A 16,967-nucleotide genomic window follows, 5' to 3' on the forward strand; every position below is an offset into this window, starting at 1 on the left:
CGTGGATCTGCGCCTGTCGAACGCCGAGGCGTCGCCCGCCGAACAGGAGGCCGTCGCCGCCGTGCTGCGCGAGCACGGCCGGGTCACCGGCGACGAGATCCGCGAGCACGCGTACTTCGCCGACTCCGGGCACGCCGCTCGGGGACGGCGGCACCTGCTGCTGCCCGCCCTGCATGCGGTGATGGAAGAGGTCGGCTGGATCAGCCCCGGCGCGCTCAACCACGTCGCGCGTGTGCTGTCGGTCCCGCCCGCCGACGTGTACGGGGTGGCCACCTTCTACGCGATGTTCGCGGTCGAGCAGCGCGCGCCGGACGTCGTGCACGTCTGCGACGACATCGCCTGCGGCCCGCGGGGCGGCGAGGAGATCGCCGCCCGGCTCACCGATGAGCTGGGCCCCGAGGGCAAGGGCGACGACGCCTGCTGGGTGCGCAGCCCGTGCCTGGGCCTCTGCGAGCGGGCACCCGCGGTGCTGTTGCAGCGGACCCGCCGCCCGGACGTCAGCCTGGCGCCTGCCACGGCAGAGGCCGTGGCAGGCGAGCTGGCGCGGCCCGTCGGCGCGGACACCGGGGTCGCGGCGGACCTGCCCGCCGACCTCGCCTTCGCCGACACCACCGTGAGCGCCCCGCAGACCGGCGGCGACCGCGTTCTCGCCTCAGGCCGGCAGGGCAGGGCAGGCCTGCGCCTCCTGCGCCGCGTCGGGCTCGTCGACCCGGAGAGCCTCGACGACTACCGCGCCCATGGCGGCTACACGGCGCTGCGCCGGGCAATCGAGTTCGGGCCGACGCGGGTGATCAAAGAGGTCACCGACGCATCGCTCACCGGCCGTGGCGGGGCCGCGTTCCCCACCGGCGTGAAGTGGGACGGCGTCGCGCGTGCGCCCGAGCGGCCGCACTACCTGGTCTGCAACGCCGACGAGTCCGAGCCGGGCACGTTCAAGGACCGCGTGCTCATGGAGAGCGATCCGTTCGGCCTGATCGAGGCGATGACGATCGCCGGGTACGCCAGCGGCTGCGAGCGCGGTTACCTCTACATCCGCGGCGAGTACCCGCTCGCCACACGCAGGCTGCAGCGCGCGATCGAGGCCGCCAGGGCCCGCGGGTACCTCGGCGACGACGTGCTCGGAGCGGGCTTCGCGTTCGACATCGAGCTGCGCCGCGGCGCGGGCGCCTACATCTGCGGCGAAGAGACCGCGCTGCTCAACTCGCTGGAGGGCCTGCGCGGCGAACCGCGCAACAAGCCCCCGTTCCCCAGCGTCAAGGGCCTCTTCGGCAAGCCCACCGTGATCAACAACGTGGAGACGCTCTACAACGTCCTCGAGGTCCTCGCGATCGGCGGCCCGGCGTTCGCGTCGATCGGCGGGCAGCGCTCCACCGGCACGAAGCTGTTCTGCGTCGCGGGCGCGGTGCAGACCCCAGGCGTCTACGAGGTGGACTTCGGCACCACCCTCCGCGAGCTGCTGATGCTCGCCGGCGGGGTGCGCGGGGAGCTGCGTGCGGTGCTTCTCGGCGGCGCGGCCGGCGGGTTCGTGCTGCCCGACCGGCTCGACGTGCCGCTCACTCTGGAGGGCACCCGTGAGATCGGGTCCACGCTCGGGTCGGGCGTCGTGCTCGCCATCGACACGTCGGCCGACATGCCGGGGATGCTGCGGCGGATCGCCGCGTTCTTCCGCGACGAGTCGTGCGGGCAGTGCGTGCCCTGCCGGGTCGGCACCGTCCGACAGGAAGAGGCGCTGGCCCGGCTGGCCCGCGGTGTGCCGCTGGGCTCACGGGAGACCGAGCTCGCCCTGATCGACGACCTCGCCCGAGTCATGGTGGACGCATCGATCTGCGGGCTCGGGCAGACCGCGCCCTCGGCCGTCCGGTCGGCGCTCGACCTCGGGTTGCTCGACGCGCCGATGAGCACTAACGGGGCGAACAGCAACGGGGCGAGCAGGAACGGGAGAGCAACATGACCACCACCGCGGAACCGGTGCTGCTCGGCGGCATCCGCAGGCTCGTCACGCTGACCGTCGACGGCGAGGAGGTCCGGGTCCCGGAGGGCGCCACGATCCTCGACGCCCTGCACGACATGGGCGGTGCCCAGGCGGACACCCCCACGCTGTGTTGGGGCGCCAACCTCACCCCGATCAACGCGTGCCGCGTCTGCGTCGTCGAGGTCGAGGGCAGCCGGGTGCTCGCGCCGTCGTGCGCGCGCAAGGCCGAGGACGGCATGGCGGTCCGCACCGACACCGAGCGCGTCCGGCACAGCAGGCGCATGGTGCTGGAGCTGCTCGCGTCCTCGGCCGACCTCTCGCAGGCGAGCGCGGACGTGCAGCGCTGGATGGCCGACTACGGCGTCGACGCCGACCGCTACGGCCCGCCCGCGCCGCCGTCCACCGACCGCGACACCCGCCACCCCGGCCACCACCACGCCCCGGACGGATCCACTGCGGAGACCGTCGCGCAGCCGGTGAAGGTCGACAATGACCTCTACGTGCGCGACTACGGCCGCTGCATCATGTGCTACAAGTGCGTCAAGGCGTGCGGCACCGACGCGCAGTTCACGTTCGCGATCTCCGCCGCCGGGCGCGGGTTCGACGCCCGCATCGCCACCGAGCTGAACAACCCGCTGCCCGACTCCGCTTGCGTCTACTGCGGCAACTGCATCGGGGTGTGCCCGACGGGCGCGCTGAAGTCCGTGCGGGAGCACGAGCTGCGCGAGGCGGATGAGTGGAAGCCGGAGGACGAGACCGTCACCACCACGATCTGCTCGTTCTGTGGGGTCGGCTGCAACCTCGAACTCCATGTGCAGCAGGGGCAGATCGTCAACGTCACCTCGCCCTCGGACCACTCCGTGACGCACGGACACCTGTGCATCAAGGGCCGGTTCGGGTTCCAGCACGTCCAGAACCTGCCCGACTGAACGCTCTGAGGAGCCTGCCACCGGCCCGCCGAACCCGCGGGTCCACGCGGGAAGAACCGGCTTTCTCGGCGTCTCGGGTTGGGCTGCTCCGATCGCGGCTGTAATCTGATTGTCGAGAATTCTGTGCCCGACCGCCTGTCGGAATTCGGCGAAATCGGGCATGTGCGACGTTTGCCGGTGTGCGCACAGCAGCGGGGCGCTGCGCACAGATCCTTGAGGGGTTCGATGGGATTGTCGCGTCAGCATGCCATTGTCATCGGTGCATCGATCGCGGGTCTGTGCGCGGCGCGGGCGTTAAGTGAGTTCTTCGAGCGCGTGACGGTGATCGATCGTGACGAATTGCCCGCGGAGCCGGTCGCGCGGCGCGGTGTGCCGCAGAGTCGTCAGCTGCACTTTCTGCTCGCCCGGGGTCGAGAGGCGTTCGACGAGCTCTTTCCCGGAATGAGCGATGAGCTGATCGGGGCAGGCGCGGTGGCTGCCGACATGCAGGCTGCTGTCAACTGGAACTTCGCCGGTCATCGGCTGCGGAAGGCGGAATCCGGTCTGATCGGGATCGGGTTGAGCCGTTCGTTGCTCGAGTTCACCGTGCGGTCTCGGGTCACGCAGCTGCCCCCGGTGACGCTGGTCGAGCGCTGCGATGTGATGGATCTGCTGGTCGATCCTGATCTGCGCCGCGTCACCGGGGTGCGCGCCCGGAGGCATGCGGACGGGAGCGTCGGCTCCGCGCTGGACGCGGACCTGGTGGTCGATGCCTCCGGGCGCGGCACGCGTGGCGCGACGTGGCTCGAGGCGCTGGGCTATCAGCGGGCACCCGAGGAGCGCCTCCGCATTCAACTCGCCTACCAGACGCGGTCCTACAGCCGTGAGCCCGAGGATCTCGCGGCGGACTTCGGCTCGGTCTATGCCCCTTATCCCGAGCAGACCCGCAGCGCGGCCATCAACGCTGTGGCAGTTGATCGCTTCATGGTCGTTCTCAGCACCTGCGGCGGTGAGGACCTGCCCGCCCGGGAGGAGGCGATGGTCGAGTTCGCCGAGAGCGTCGGCGGCCACGACATCGCCGAGGTCATCCGTACGGCGCCGCCACTGACGGAACCTGTGCTCATGCGCTTCCCGGAAAGCATCCGACGGCGCTATGAACAGCTCGATCGGTTCCCGGAGGGGTACCTCGTGGTCGGGGATGCCCTGTGCAGCTTCAACCCTCTCTACGGGCAAGGTATGACCGTGGCGGCGCTGGAGGCACTGCTGCTGATGAGCCTGCTGCGGGAGCAGGCCGACGATCTCGCTCATCGCTTCTTCTCGGCGGCGTCCGGCCTGCTCGACACTCCGTGGAACCTGACGACCTCGGGCGATATGCAGTTCGCCCATGTCGAGGGCGAGCCGAGCGCGGAGATGCTCGAAATGGAGGAGTACTTCCAGCGGTATCGGGAGGCGGCGGCCAACGACGCCGTGCTCACCGGCGCGTTGCTGCGAGTCTTCAACCTGCTCGACGAGCCGTCCCGGCTGTCCGAGCCCGATCTCAGAGCGCGAGTGCTGCAGGCGACCGGACGGGCCACCGCCCCTTCCTCGTGAGGTCATCGACTGTGACGGCCTACTTCATCATCGCCCGAACGTAGTTCACCCCTTGTCCCCAGGCCCCCATGTGCTCGCGGATGATCTCGTTGACCGGGCCGTAGGTCTCCTCGCGTGCCCAGTCGCGCTGCCATTCCGAGAGCAGGTTGGCGACGCTGACCGGCACAACGCCCTTCTGCGCCATCCGGACGACCGCGGCGTCGTGTGCTGCGGTGCTGGATCCGGCTGAGGCGTCCACCACGGCGAACACGTCGTAGCCGGCCTCGATCGCCGAGAGTGCGGGGAACGTCAGGCAGACCTCTGTCCACAGCCCGGCGATCACGAGCCGGCGACGGCCCGTGGCCTCCACGGCTCCCCTGAACACGCCGTCCTGCCAGGCGTTGATGTAGCTACGGTCGATCACCGGTGTAGCCGGGAACACGTCCGTGATCTCGGGGATGAGCGGCCCTGCGAACGAGGTTGCGGCAATCGACGCCAGCACCGTCGGGATCTCGAACAGCTTGGCGAGCTTGGCCAGTGCGGTGACATTGTTGATCACGACCTGCGGATCCGCACTCCGCGCCCCGAAAATCATCTGGGGCTGGTGGTCGATCAACAGGACCGCTGTGTCCGTGGCGGTGCTCAGCGCCTTGATCTCGCTGTCCGCCAGGTCCGGCAGCTGGCGTGGCTGTGTCATTTTCTCTCCCTTGTGTGTGTTTCCCGGGTGCGCGCCGACTGAGCCAATTGCGCGGTCCACCTCGGAGCAGCACCTGATGCACGCCCGATCCCTGTCCGGGATTTCCGGGCGGGACTCGTCGCTCATGCTGTTTCGGAATTCGGACGACCCTGCGCTTGTCGCACGATACGAGTTCGTATGATCACTGAAGCTGATAGTCAGTTGATCTGACAATGTGAAAGTAGTCAGTTGCGCAGTCGGAAGCAACCGGCTCGGAGCTGAGATCTCGATCTCGTTGCGTGCGTGGCCGGGCGAAAGGTCGGAATCGTCCTCCAGGTGCACTGCCCGGTCTTCGTGATCCGGCCGGTGGCTTCGCGCGCTTGCCGTTGTTGTCTCGGTCGGGCTAGCCTGAGATCTCGTCACTAAGCATGACAATCATCATCAGTGGTCAGTTTCTCGGGCAGATGGGGAAAGTGACGCTGCACGCGGCTGCCGGGACAACTCGGTGTCGCTCCGCCATCCGGCCGCCTGCCAACAGGCCGGCCCGCGAGTCCCCGGTGGAGCTGCCGAACAGCCCGACGCCGGCCACCCATCCAGCGTCCGGGCCGTCGCCACCACCACCGCCGGGCGGGCGATCAACCCGCCGGCCATTGACGCAGCTCATCCGAGGAGGAGCGATGACGAGCACGGAGTCCGACCAGCTGGGTCGGCGGGTGTGGTCGCTCTTCACCCCCTACCGCACGAGTCTGGTGGTCATCGCCGTTGCTGTTCTGCTCAGCAGTGGGCTGGGGATCATCACCCCGTTCCTCACGCAGGCCGCGTTCGACCAGGCGTTGTTCCCGGCGGACGGCAGCGGTGTGCACATCGAGCTGCTGGCGTGGCTGGTGGGTGGGATGGTGGCGGTGCCGGTGGTGTCGGCGCTGATCGGGGTGTATCAGACCTACCGCACCACCTTGCTGGGCAACCGCGTGATGGCTGACCTGCGTGGGCGCTTGTTCGAGCACCTGCAGCGGATGGACCTGGCCTTCTTCACCGCCACGCGCACCGGGGTGATCCAGTCGCGGCTCGCCAACGACGTGGGCGGCGTGCAGTCGGTGCTGTCGGAGACTGCGAGCTCGATTCTCGGCAACGTGGTGACGGTCGCTGCCGCCCTGATCGCGATGGTGGTGCTGAGCTGGCAGCTGACGCTCGTCGCGGTGGCGATGACGCCGCTGTTCCTGCTGCTCCAGGTTCGGGTGGGCCGGGTCCGGCGCAAGCTCGCCGCGCGCACCCAGGAGTCGCTCTCGGACATGACGGCGATCACCGAGGAGTCGCTGTCGGTGTCCGGGGTGCTTCTGGCCAAGGTCTTCAACCGGCAGGCCGACGAGGTGGCCCGTTACCGCGAGGAGAACAGCCGCCAGGTGGATCTGCAGGTACGCCAGGCGATGTCGGGGCAGTCGTTCTTCGCCGTGGTGCAGACGTTCATGGGCATCACCCCGGCACTGGTGTATCTGGTGGCGGGATTCCTCATCGCCGCAGGGATCGGGGTCAGCGCCGGCACCATCGTCGCGTTCAGCACCCTCCAGTCACGGTTGCTCTTCCCCACGGTGAACCTGCTGCGCGTCTCGCTGGACGTGCAGACCTCGCTGGCGCTCTTCGGCCGGATCTTCGCCTACCTGGACCTGCGGCCGCGGATCGTCGACGCACCGTCCGCGCGCACGCTCGAGACCGCCACCGTCACCGGGCGCGTCGAGCTGGATCGCGTGTGGTTCGCCTACCCACCTGCGCCGGAGCCGGCTGCCGTGCCGGACGGCACCGAGCCGGTGGCGGAGCCCGCGCCGGGCGACGGGTCCGGCGGGGACGGCGGCGTGGCGTGGGCCGTGCGCGACATCTCGTTCACCGTCGAGCCGGGACAGCTGGCCGCGATCGTCGGGCCGAGCGGGTCGGGCAAGACGACGATCTCCTACCTCGTCCCACGGCTCTACGACGTCGACCGCGGCCGCGTGCTGATCGACGGACGTGACGTTCGCGGGCTCACGCAGGCGTCGGTGGCGGATGCGGTCGGGATGGTCACGCAGGACACGTACCTGTTGCACTCGACCGTCCGTGACAACCTGCGGTACGCGAAGCCCGACGCCGATCAGGCCGAGATCGAGGAAGCCGCCAAGGCGGCCAACATCCACGACCGCATCCTGTCTTTCGCCGATGGCTACGACACGGTGGTGGGGGAGCGGGGTTACCGGCTCTCCGGCGGGGAGAAGCAGCGGCTCGCGATCGCACGGGTGCTGCTCAAGGATCCGCGCATCCTCATCCTCGACGAGGCCACCAGCGCGTTGGACACCACCAGTGAGCGGCTCGTGCAGCAGGCCCTGGAGAACGCGACGAGGCGGCGCACCACGATCGCGATCGCACACCGGCTCTCCACCATCCTCGGCGCCGACCTGATCCTTGCCGTGGAGGCGGGGCGGGTGGTGGAGCGCGGTACGCATACCGAGTTGCTCGCGAAGGGCGGGCTGTACGCGCGCCTCTACACCGAGCAGTTCGCCGGTGGGAAGGTCGAGTGCCGCTGCGCCGACGGCGTGCGCTTCAGCGACGGGGCAACGCTTCTCACCGGACACGCCGACGGCCGGGCCGTTACCGGAAGGGACGCCGCATAGCTCACGCCATCGATGCTCGATGGTCTTCCTCGCCGGCTTCGCGCAAGCCTCGCGTCATCCAGTGTTCGTGTAGCGCTGGTCACTCCACCAGGCTCGGCGTCGCCTCGATGTAGTAATAACTAGTGATAGTCCGCTTGGCTGACTAATTCTGCGGACTGCCGCCACAGTCGAGGAGAAGCGTCCATGCCCAGCCCGTTCGATCCCGTCACCGTCGGCGGCCTCGTCCTGCCGCACCGCATCGCGATGTCCCCGATGACGCGCAACCGCGCCCCGGGGCAGGTTCCCAACGACCTGATGGCGCGGTACTACGCACAACGGGCCGGCGCCGGGCTCATCATCACCGAAGGCACCCAGCCATCCGTCGTCGGACAGGGCTACTTGAACACCCCGGGCATCCACAGCACCGAACAGATCATCGGTTGGCGCAAGGTCACCGACGCCGTGCACGAGCGCGGCGGCCGGATCTTCGTCCAACTCATGCACAGCGGCCGGGTCGGACACGCCAGCCTGCTTCCCGCCGGCATGCGTTACGTCGCGCCCTCGGCGGTACCCGCCGACATCCAGATCTTCATCGGCGACGGCATGGGCGACGCGCCCGTGCCCGTCGAACTGACCGAAGACGGCATCGCCGCCACGATCCAGGACCACGCACAGGCCGCGGCCAACGCGATCGACGCAGGCTTCGACGGCGTGGAACTGCACGGCGGCAATGGCTACCTCATCCACCAGTTCCTCTCGACCAATGCGAACCTGCGCACCGACCGTTGGGGCGGCTCACAACACAACCGCGCCCGATTCGCGGTCGAGACCGCCAGAGCGGTCGCCGAGCGGATCGGCGCACACCGCGTCGGCCTGCGTATCTCTCCCGGGGTGACCAACAACGACATCCACGAGGACGACCCCCACGACACCTACGCCGCCCTCGTCGACGGCCTGAGGCCGATCGGCCTGGCCTATCTGCACATCTTCGAAGGCCCCTACCGGGACATCACCCTCCATCTGCGCAAAGAGTTCGACGGCGCATTCATCCTCAACCCCTCCACCCCAGGCTCCTTCACCAACAGGGAACAACTGGGTCTGATCGAGGACGGCACCACCGACATCATCACCTTCGGCGCTCTGTTCCTCGCCAACCCCGACCTGCCCGCCCGCCTGGCCGGCAACGAACCCCTCAACACCCCCGAGCCGGCCACCTTCTACGGCGGCGACCACCACGGCTACACCGACTACCCCGCACTCGAGGACTGACAACCGCAGCCCGACCGGGCTTTCGGGGCGGCCGCGTTACGCGGCTCGCGGCAGCGCGGCTTTCACGCCATTTCCGGCAACAGCGCCGCCCGGTCGGTTCCGGTGAGCGCACACGTCGTTGGGACTCATCAATGTCTTCCACCAGCCCGTCCACGGAAACAGTGCCACCGACGCCGGGGTCGGCGTGGGCTCCGTTCCGCCATCGCGCATTCGCCGGGATGTGGAGCGCACAGTTCGTGAGCAACGTCGGCGGCTGGATGCAGACCGTCGGCGCGCAGTGGCTGATGCTCATGCTCACGGGTTCGGCGACCTATGTCGCGCTGGTCCAGACCGCGTCGAGCCTGCCGGTGATGTTGTTCGCGGTGTTCGCCGGGGCGATCGGCGATGTCGTGGATCGGCGGCGGTTCCTGCTGGTGTCGCAAGCGTTCATGCTGCTCGCTGCGGCGGCGCTGGGCGTGCTCGCGCTCGCCGGCCTCGTCACGCCCTGGCTGCTGCTCGCCTTGATCTTCGCGGTGGGCAGCGGCGGGGCGATGACCGCGTCCACCTGGCAGACGCTCCAACCCGAGCTCGTCTCCCCGGCCGAACGCCCTCAGGCGATCTCTCTCGGCGCCGTGAACCAGAACCTCGCCCGCGCGGTGGGTCCGGCGATCGGCGGCATCGTGCTCGCGGCGTCGAGCGCAGGCACCCTCTTCCTGATCAATGCGGTCACCTTCGTCGCCGTCATCGGAGTCATCGCATGGTGGCGCGGTGACAAGCCCTCCACCCATGTGCTCCCGCGTGAGCATGTCGGCGAGGCGATCCGGGCCGGTGCCCGCTACGTCATGGCCAGCCCGACGCTGCGCGTCATCCTGCTTCGTGCGGGGCTGTTCATCTTCTTCGCCAGCTTGATCTGGGCCCTGCTCCCGCTCGTCGCGCAGTCGGAGCTGCGGCTCGGTTCGGGCGGCTACGGGCTGCTGCTGGCGTGCGTCGGCGTCGGCGCAGTCGTCGGTGCCGCCGTGCTGCCACACCTGTTGCTTCGGACGAGCGCGGGTTTCCTGTTGGCAGCCGCTTCGTTCGGCCTCGCCGCCGTGGCGATCGTCCTGGCCTATGTGCCCCTCGTCGCGCCTGTCGCCGTTGCGCTCGTGATCGGTGGGTTCGCCTGGATTCTTGCGCTGTCGGTGCTGAACTCGGCCTACCAGCTGATGCTGCCCGATTGGGCGAAGAGCCGTGGAATGGCGTACTACCTGGTTGTGTTCCAGGGCGGCAACGCCGTCGGCAGCGCGATCCTCGGGGTCGTCGCCCAACGTCTCGGGTTCTCGTCCACGCTGCTCGTCGTCGCCGTGGGATTGGTGTTGGGCGCGCTCGTCGAACTGCGCCACCGATTTCAGACCATTCCTCCGGAAGAGCTCGTGTCGGCAGACGAGTGGTCCCAGCCGACACTGACGACCGCGGCGCTCCCCGGCGGACCCGTCATGGTGACCATCGAGTACCGCCCTTGTGACGGAGCCGATGCGGAACTGCTCGCGGCTCTCCGGGACGTCCGGTTCAGTCGGCGGCGCAGCGGAGCGACGTCATGGCGGGTCTGGCAGGACGCGGCCGAACCACACCGGATCGTCGAGCAGTTCGTCGTCGCTTCCTGGGAGGAGCATCTTCGCCAGCACGAGCGGGTCAGCGAGCGGGATCAGAAACGGCTGGCCAGGATCTGGGCGATGACCGACCCCGATCGCCCACCGACGGTGACGCACTGGCTGGCCGCGCAACCGGGCCGAACCGCCCGGTGAACAGGATCGTGGGATGCGTTCGGTGCAACTCCCGGAGTTGATCGGGAACCGACGCTGGTCAACGATTGACGTGTGCGCGGGCGAGTAGGCCGGCGAGCGTGGTTTGAAGGATCTCGCCGTACATGGCGGCGAACTCCACCCGGGAGCCCGCGAGCCGGGCGTCGGCGGTGGCTTCGAGGAGCGTCGGGGTCGGGTTGCTGAACGGCCACAGGCCCACCAGCGAGACGACGGCGTATCGCGTCAGCGTGAACGCGTCGTCCGCGCCGAGGGCCGGCACTCGGTCGCTGATCAGGTTGGCCAGTGTGGTGCGCTGTTCCAGGTCGGTGAGTTTGTAGGCGCGCACGGTGTCGGCCGAGACGTTCCGCTCCAGGACGCTCGGCAGCAGGCTCCACAGCTGGCACAGAACCGGCCGTGCGGCGAGGGAGTCGGCCCAGGCCTGCATCACGTGGTCGGGCTCGCAGGGCGGGCTCGGCCACTCGTTCACCAGAGCCTCGATCCAGGACAGCCGCTGCCGATTGAGGAGCTCAAGGAAGACGCCCTCGCGGCTCTCGAAGTACCGCACCACGTGCGTCTTGGACACGCCCAGGCGGCGCCCGAGCTCTCGGAGGCTGATCTCCTCCGCTGGCATCTCGGCCAGCAGATCCTCCGCGGCGTCCAGGATCTTCTGCCGGCGCAGGTCTCGCTGCTCGGGCCGCCTGGCCCGCTGGAAGGCCGGCACCTCTACGTCGTCCATCGACCCTCCTCGCGCGCCGTTGCGCAGCCCGCTCCAGCGTATCGGCCCACCGGACACTTGATAGGTGTCCGGCGGACCGATACGGTGGGCAATAAAGGTCCAGTGGACACCAATTATTCGGTCGCCTGCGGATCGCGGCGCCGGCGACCACCGCCATCCGAGATCTCAGAGTAGGAGCACCGTGCGGGAGGCCCGTGTCGCTCTCGGACACACCGACATCTCCGTCCGGCCGATCGGCCTCGGTTGCATGGGGATGTCCCAGTTCTACGGCGACGCAGACGAGCACGAGTCCGTCGCCACGATCCACGCCGCCATCGACGCCGGCACCGACTTCTTCGACACCTCCGACATCTACGGCGCGGCGGGTGCGGCCACCGGCCAGCCCCAGAAGGGGTTCGGCCACAACGAGGAGTTGCTCGGTCGCGCCGTTCGCGGCCGGCGCGACCAAGTGGTCCTGGCCACCAAGTTCGGTGCGCGGCTCGCCCCGGAGGGCGGGGTGGCCGTCGACGGACGCCCGGAGTACGTGGCCGCCGCCTGCGACGCCAGCCTGCGCCGCCTCGGAGTCGACCACATCGACCTCTACTACTGCCATCGCCTGACGCTCGACCCCGCCGTGCCGATCGAGGTCACCGTCGGCGCGATGGCCGACCTGGTGACCGCAGGGAAGGTACGCGCGATCGGGCTCAGCGCGGTCGGGCCGGACCTGCTGCACCGGGCTGCCGCGGTGGCGCCGATCTCGGCCCTGCAGAGCGAGTACTCGCTCTGGGCCCGCGAGGTGGAGCAGGAGGTGCTTCCCACCTGCCGTGAGCTCGGCATCACCTTCGTCCCGTACAGCCCGCTGGGACGGGCCGCGCTCGCCGGCCGCTTCACCAGCGCCACGTCGTTCACCAGTGACGACTTCCGCGCCACGCTCCCCAAATTCCAAGAAGAGAACTTCGCGGAGAACCTCCGCCTCATCGAGCGGCTGAAGGAATTCGCCGACGAGCGGGGCCACGCCCCGGGGCAGATCGCACTGGCCTGGCTGCTCGCTCAGCCCTACGACATCGCCCCCATCCCCGGCACGAAGCGGGCGGAGTACGCACGTCAGAACGCCGCCGCCACGGCCGTTCCGCTCAGCGCGGACGACGTCGCCTTCCTCGCCGACCTGTTCGACCCCACGAGTGTGCGCGGCGGGCAGTACGGCGTCATGAATGTTCGCCCCCAACGGTAACCCCCGCGTTCACGGCATCCGAGCATTCCTCCGGATCGAAAGGCGAATGAGGAACCGCCAGTGACCGGCAACGAGGAGAAGGAACCGGGCTACGCAGCCGCACTCGACATCGCCGCTCGACTGCGCGGCAGCCGGCTGGAACAGATCCTGGAACCCAGCCGAGGCGAGCCCGCCAACGCCGCGGACTTCAAGCGCCTGGCCACAGTGCACACCTTCGGTGATACATGGTCACGCACCGACGTACTCGACACGCGTACCCGCTCTCTCATCTCCGTGACGATCGCCGCCACCTTGGGCGCACACCTGCGCGGGCAACTCCACATCGCACTCAACAACGGAGTGACCCCTGAAGAGATCGTCGAGACGTTCATCCACATCGCGGCGTACGCCGGCGCAGGTCGTGCCTTCGATGGTTATCAGGTCGCCCAGCAGGTCTTCCAGGAGACCGACACGGCCGAAGAATCCCGGTGAGAGCGAGGCGTTTCCCGTGGTGGGAAAGGAGGCGCGCCGTCGCCTCCCTCCGACTCAGTGTTTGATCGCCCTGTCCGGCGACGCCGAGGCGGTGTCGCTGCCGCGCGGGCCGCGGCCGCCGGGTCCGACGGCGCCGGTGTGGGCAATAGTGCTAGTGCTGATGATGTTCCTGGCACCAACTCGTCGGGTATATCCGCGGAATGCATGCCCGTATCGTGACCAGTCGCTACGCCGCTCGCGGCAGGTCGCTGCCGTCGCTGTCCGGTCACCTGGACCATTTCCCAACCTTTGTCGCAAATTCCGAGTCCGGTGGGCGCCGCAAGCGTGAGCCCCCTCCCAATTGACCCTGGACTCCGGCCTGTCCCGGGGCGGCTGCGCACGTTTCATGTCGGAGCGATTACGAAGACCATGGAATGAGCAGGATGTAATCTGGGGTAGGTTCGACTGATCCGACAAGGATGTCGCCGACCGCAAACAATTTGTGTACGACGGAGGTCCTCGTAGATGTCCAGCACAATCGCCGGCGACGTCACCGCTCTGCGCGCCACGTTGGCCGGATCGCTCATCACTCCCGAGTCGCCCGACTACGACGAATTCAGACGCGTGTGGAACGGCGACAAGGACGGACACCCGGCGGTGATCGTCTGCTGCGAGTCCGACGCGGACGTGGCTGCCGCCATCACGTTCGCCCGCGACGCCGGATTCGAGATCGCGGTGCGCGGGGGCGGCCACAGCTTCGCCGGCCTCTCCGCCGTGGACGACGGGCTGGTGATCGACCTGCGACGGATGAACAGCGTGCACGTCGACCCGTCGGCCCGGCGCGTGAAGGTGGGCGGAGGCGCCCTGCTGAGCGACATGGACGTCGCCACCCAGAAGCACGGGCTCGCCACACCGGCCGGGATGATCAGTCATACCGGTGTGGGCGGGCTGACCCTCGGCGGCGGCATCGGCTGGCAGGCGAGGAAGTCAGGGCTGGGCCTGGACAATGTGGTGTCGGCCCGCGTCGTCACCGCCGACGGGCAGGTGCGACGCGCCGCCGACGACGAGAACCCGGACCTGCTCTGGGCGATCCGCGGCGGCGGCGGCAACTTCGGAGTGATCACCGAGTTCGAGTTCCGGCTGCACGAGGTCGGCCCCACCGTCCAGTTCGCCTTGCTGTTCTACGGCCAGGACCAGGCCGTCGAGATGTTCCGGCTCGGCCAGGCGCTGCTCGAGGAGCTGCCCCGCCAGTTCGCTCTGGCGATGGGCGCCATCACGGCTCCGGACGCCCCGTTCGTGCCCGAGCAGTACCAGCACCAGCCCGGCTACGTCCTCATGCTCGCCGACCTCGGCCCCGAGGACGCCGGTGGCGAGCTGCACGCCCAGCTGGTCGAGCGGATCAGCCGGCAACTGCCGCCCCTGTTCGACACGGTCACCCCGACGCCCTTCGTCGAGCTGCAACAGCTCTTCGACGAGGCAACTCGATGGGGCCTGCACTGCTATGAGAAGGGCACCTACATCGAGGAGCTCACCGAGGAGGTCATCTCCGTCCTCGTCGAGCAGGCGCCGCTGCGCACGTCACCGCACTCCGTGATGCTGTTCCTTCGGATGGACGGCGCCTACTGCGACACCGCCGACGCCGACACCGCGTTCGGCGGGGCCCGCGTGCCCCATTTCGCCTTCTTCATCACGGCTGTGTGCGAGGCCCCGGAGCTGTTGGCCGCCGAACGGGACTGGGTACGGAACTTCTGGCATGCGCTGCAGCCGTACTCCATCGGCACCGGCAGCTACATCAACGCGATGTCGGAGGTCGAGGACGACCGGGTGCGGGCGACCTACGGTGAGAAGTACCCGCGGCTGGCCCGGATCAAGGCCGAGTACGACCCGCAGAACCTGTTCCACCGCAACCTCAATATCCTTCCCGCCTGACCACGGGCTCGGCAGCGCCCGGCACCACCTCCCGGGCGCTGTCGAGCCGCAGCCGTGCTCCCCCGCGGAACGGTTCGCGGGCCTAGGTGGCGTTTTCAGAACCCGAGCCGAACGTGGCCGTGTCGGTCGTCTTCCGGCGGGTTGCTGCGGCGTGCCGCGCGGCGAAGATGAGTCTCGGGCGCGTCGCGGTGATCAACGCGAACGCGAATATCGCGAGAGCTCCGATCCCGTGCAGGATGCCCAGCACGGGAAGGCCGATGGGGAAGGTGCCCAGGTAGATCTGCACTGCCACCGTGGCCGCCAGCGCCGCGGTCCAGATCACTCCGCGTCGCACCGCCGTGAAGAACGAACAGATCAGCAGCAGGATCGCGATCAGTGGTATGACGATCTCGCCGTTCTTCTGGTGCAGCAGGAACCCGATCTGCCCGGTGTACGCCGGTTCGCCACGCAGGGAACGCCCTTCCAGCGTCCCGCCGTCCACGATGACCCAGTTCCGCAAACCGAACACCGCGAATGCGATCACCGAAGCCTGGAAGACCACCGCGAGCACCATCAAGTACGCCAGAAAGCGATAGACGGATATCATCATTCATAAACTCCTCATCACCGCAGAGATCGTTCGAAACGACGATCACGCGCAGCTCCGCTGCCGGGACGACACCTGGTTCGGGACGGCCCGGGTGATTCGTCGTGTCCCCCGCGGCGCTGCGGCGGAACGCGAGGCTCGTTCCCCCGGCACCCAGCCTAGCGATCCGTCGGCCAGGGTTGGGAAAGCTGTCGAGATCTCGCGTTCCGCGGGAAAGGGTGAGGAGTGTCCGAATGTCGATAAGGTCGGGTATCGTGGTGCATCGGGCTATTGACGCCGGCGGCCGGATTGCCTGCGGCGCCCCAGGGGCCAGCGCCTCGCCGGCGACCGTCCGGCTACCCGGCAGTTCCAGGCCGACCGTCGAGGAAGTCGTTCACGACCCGAGCGAATTCCTGGGGATCCTCGAGGTGTGCCATGTGGCCGCTTTCCTCCAGGATGACGAGGGTGGATTCGTTGATCTCCTCATGTATTTCCTGGGACCAGCGTGGTGGGGAGACGACATCGAAGCGACCAGTCGTGACGAGGGTCGGGGTGACGATGGCGGAGAGCTGTCCGCGATAATCGTTGGGGCGTCCGTCGTCGATGACGTATGCGCGCCGCGCCTCCTGGCGGAGCGGGCCGAACTCGTGCTCGCATCGCCAGTAGTCGGCGAAGTAGATGGGGAGGACCTGGCGGAAGATCGCTGTCACGGACTCGTCGTCATGAGTGCTGGCGCCGCCCCTGTAGCCCTGCATGTACGCCTGCTTGACGTCGTCGAGATCGGGTGCGTCCGAATGCCTACGGAGAAACTCCTGAAAATTGGGCTCGACTTCGGCGTAGAAGTCGTCGCCGTCTGTGGTCACGGTGGCGTAGAGGATGAGGCCGCTGAGCTTTTCCGAGCGGGTCAAGGCGTATTTCTGTGCTATCAGACCACCGTATGAGTGGCCGAGCAGGATCACACTGCGTTGGCCGATATCGTCGATGACCCCATCGATATGGGCGATGTAACGGTCGATCGTGTAGCCATGTGGATGCTGAGGCAGCCTACCTGACTTCCCGGTTCCGATCGGCTCGACGTACACCATCGTCAGAAATTCTTCCAGGTGTGGCATGCGCAGATACTCCCACTCGACTCCCGGCCCTCCGGAGTGTGCAATGCACACCGGTCCGGAGCCGGCAACGTGGTAGTGCTGTGGCACGCCGTGGATATCGACGATGTGCTCGCCGGGACTGGGCACACTCAGGGAATTCATCGGTGCTTCTCTCATGAAGGTGTGGGTGCCGCTGAGCTTCCCTGCAACGTACTGCCGA

General features: G+C 68.2%; 13 protein-coding genes. 9 read left to right on the forward strand and 4 right to left on the reverse strand.

Annotated features, from left to right (window positions below):
* Position 1: 1 nt before the first annotated feature.
* The 3 genes from MMF94_RS05180 to MMF94_RS05190 all read left to right on the forward strand — a co-directional run bounded on the left by MMF94_RS05180 (position 2) and on the right by MMF94_RS05190 (position 4,470).
* Positions 2–1,951, forward strand: a complete 1,950-nt coding sequence (locus MMF94_RS05180; RefSeq protein ID WP_241035105.1) for an NAD(P)H-dependent oxidoreductase subunit E — start codon at positions 2–4, stop codon at positions 1,949–1,951.
* The gene (locus MMF94_RS05185; protein WP_241035106.1) at positions 1,948–2,901 is read left to right on the forward strand and encodes a 2Fe-2S iron-sulfur cluster-binding protein; all 954 of its coding nucleotides are present in this window, start codon (positions 1,948–1,950) and stop codon (positions 2,899–2,901) included. Before MMF94_RS05180 ends, MMF94_RS05185 begins: the two co-directional genes overlap by 4 nt.
* Positions 2,902–3,024: 123 nt before the next feature.
* On the forward strand, positions 3,025–4,470 hold the full coding sequence (locus MMF94_RS05190; protein WP_241035107.1) for an FAD-binding monooxygenase: 1,446 nt from the start codon (positions 3,025–3,027) through the stop codon (positions 4,468–4,470).
* A 19-nt stretch (positions 4,471–4,489) separates the two neighbouring features.
* On the opposite strand, the gene MMF94_RS05195 is transcribed toward MMF94_RS05190, so the two are convergent.
* The gene (locus tag MMF94_RS05195; RefSeq protein WP_241035108.1) at positions 4,490–5,146 is read right to left on the reverse strand and encodes a hydrolase; all 657 of its coding nucleotides are present in this window, start codon (positions 5,144–5,146) and stop codon (positions 4,490–4,492) included.
* 656 nt (positions 5,147–5,802) lie between these two features.
* Here MMF94_RS05195 and MMF94_RS05200 point away from each other — a divergent pair.
* The 3 genes from MMF94_RS05200 to MMF94_RS05210 all read left to right on the forward strand — a co-directional run bounded on the left by MMF94_RS05200 (position 5,803) and on the right by MMF94_RS05210 (position 10,769).
* Positions 5,803–7,761, forward strand: coding sequence for an ABC transporter ATP-binding protein (locus tag MMF94_RS05200; RefSeq protein ID WP_241035109.1), 1,959 nt, complete (start codon positions 5,803–5,805; stop codon positions 7,759–7,761).
* Positions 7,762–7,944: 183 nt separating this feature from the next.
* A complete protein-coding gene (locus MMF94_RS05205; RefSeq protein ID WP_241035110.1) occupies positions 7,945–9,009 on the forward strand; it encodes an alkene reductase in 1,065 nt (354 codons plus the stop codon).
* 131 nt (positions 9,010–9,140) lie between these two features.
* A complete protein-coding gene (locus MMF94_RS05210; RefSeq protein WP_277398652.1) occupies positions 9,141–10,769 on the forward strand; it encodes an MFS transporter in 1,629 nt (542 codons plus the stop codon).
* 58 nt (positions 10,770–10,827) lie between these two features.
* On the opposite strand, the gene MMF94_RS05215 is transcribed toward MMF94_RS05210, so the two are convergent.
* Positions 10,828–11,502, reverse strand: coding sequence for a TetR/AcrR family transcriptional regulator (locus tag MMF94_RS05215; protein WP_241035112.1), 675 nt, complete (start codon positions 11,500–11,502; stop codon positions 10,828–10,830).
* A 181-nt stretch (positions 11,503–11,683) separates the two neighbouring features.
* Between MMF94_RS05215 and MMF94_RS05220 the strand changes: the two genes are divergently transcribed.
* From MMF94_RS05220 to MMF94_RS05230, 3 genes are all read left to right on the forward strand, one after another.
* Positions 11,684–12,712, forward strand: a complete 1,029-nt coding sequence (locus tag MMF94_RS05220; RefSeq protein WP_241035113.1) for an aldo/keto reductase — start codon at positions 11,684–11,686, stop codon at positions 12,710–12,712.
* 60 nt (positions 12,713–12,772) lie between these two features.
* Complete coding sequence (locus tag MMF94_RS05225) at positions 12,773–13,183, forward strand: carboxymuconolactone decarboxylase family protein (protein ID WP_241035114.1); 411 nt, start codon at positions 12,773–12,775, stop codon at positions 13,181–13,183.
* Between the two features lie 504 nt (positions 13,184–13,687).
* A complete protein-coding gene (locus MMF94_RS05230; protein ID WP_241035115.1) occupies positions 13,688–15,091 on the forward strand; it encodes an FAD-binding oxidoreductase in 1,404 nt (467 codons plus the stop codon).
* A gap of 82 nt (positions 15,092–15,173) precedes the next feature.
* Here MMF94_RS05230 and MMF94_RS05235 read toward each other — a convergent pair whose 3' ends face one another.
* Positions 15,174–15,680 (reverse strand): hypothetical protein, encoded by a 507-nt coding sequence (locus tag MMF94_RS05235; protein WP_241035116.1) that lies wholly within the window; start codon positions 15,678–15,680, stop codon positions 15,174–15,176.
* Positions 15,681–16,012: 332 nt separating this feature from the next.
* A complete protein-coding gene (locus tag MMF94_RS05240; RefSeq protein ID WP_241035117.1) occupies positions 16,013–16,909 on the reverse strand; it encodes an alpha/beta fold hydrolase in 897 nt (298 codons plus the stop codon).
* Positions 16,910–16,967 lie beyond the last annotated feature (58 nt).

Origin of the sequence: Pseudonocardia alaniniphila (genome assembly GCF_022524485.1) — a bacterium.
In the GTDB taxonomy this organism is placed as follows: domain Bacteria; phylum Actinomycetota; class Actinomycetes; order Mycobacteriales; family Pseudonocardiaceae; genus Pseudonocardia; species Pseudonocardia alaniniphila.

Bases quoted from the DNA above. Each gene is read 5' to 3' on its own strand.
- MMF94_RS05230 (WP_241035115.1), top strand. From the start codon at position 13,688: ATGTCCAGCACAATCGCCGGCGACGTCACCGCTCTGCGCGCCACGTTG.
- MMF94_RS05240 (WP_241035117.1), bottom strand. From the start codon at position 16,909: ATGAATTCCCTGAGTGTGCCCAGTCCCGGCGAGCACATCGTCGATATC.
- MMF94_RS05205 (WP_241035110.1), top strand. From the start codon at position 7,945: ATGCCCAGCCCGTTCGATCCCGTCACCGTCGGCGGCCTCGTCCTGCCG.
- MMF94_RS05185 (WP_241035106.1), top strand. From the start codon at position 1,948: ATGACCACCACCGCGGAACCGGTGCTGCTCGGCGGCATCCGCAGGCTC.
- MMF94_RS05200 (WP_241035109.1), top strand. From the start codon at position 5,803: ATGACGAGCACGGAGTCCGACCAGCTGGGTCGGCGGGTGTGGTCGCTC.
- MMF94_RS05195 (WP_241035108.1), bottom strand. From the start codon at position 5,146: ATGACACAGCCACGCCAGCTGCCGGACCTGGCGGACAGCGAGATCAAG.
- MMF94_RS05210 (WP_277398652.1), top strand. From the start codon at position 9,141: ATGTCTTCCACCAGCCCGTCCACGGAAACAGTGCCACCGACGCCGGGG.
- MMF94_RS05235 (WP_241035116.1), bottom strand. From the start codon at position 15,680: ATGATGATATCCGTCTATCGCTTTCTGGCGTACTTGATGGTGCTCGCG.
- MMF94_RS05215 (WP_241035112.1), bottom strand. From the start codon at position 11,502: ATGGACGACGTAGAGGTGCCGGCCTTCCAGCGGGCCAGGCGGCCCGAG.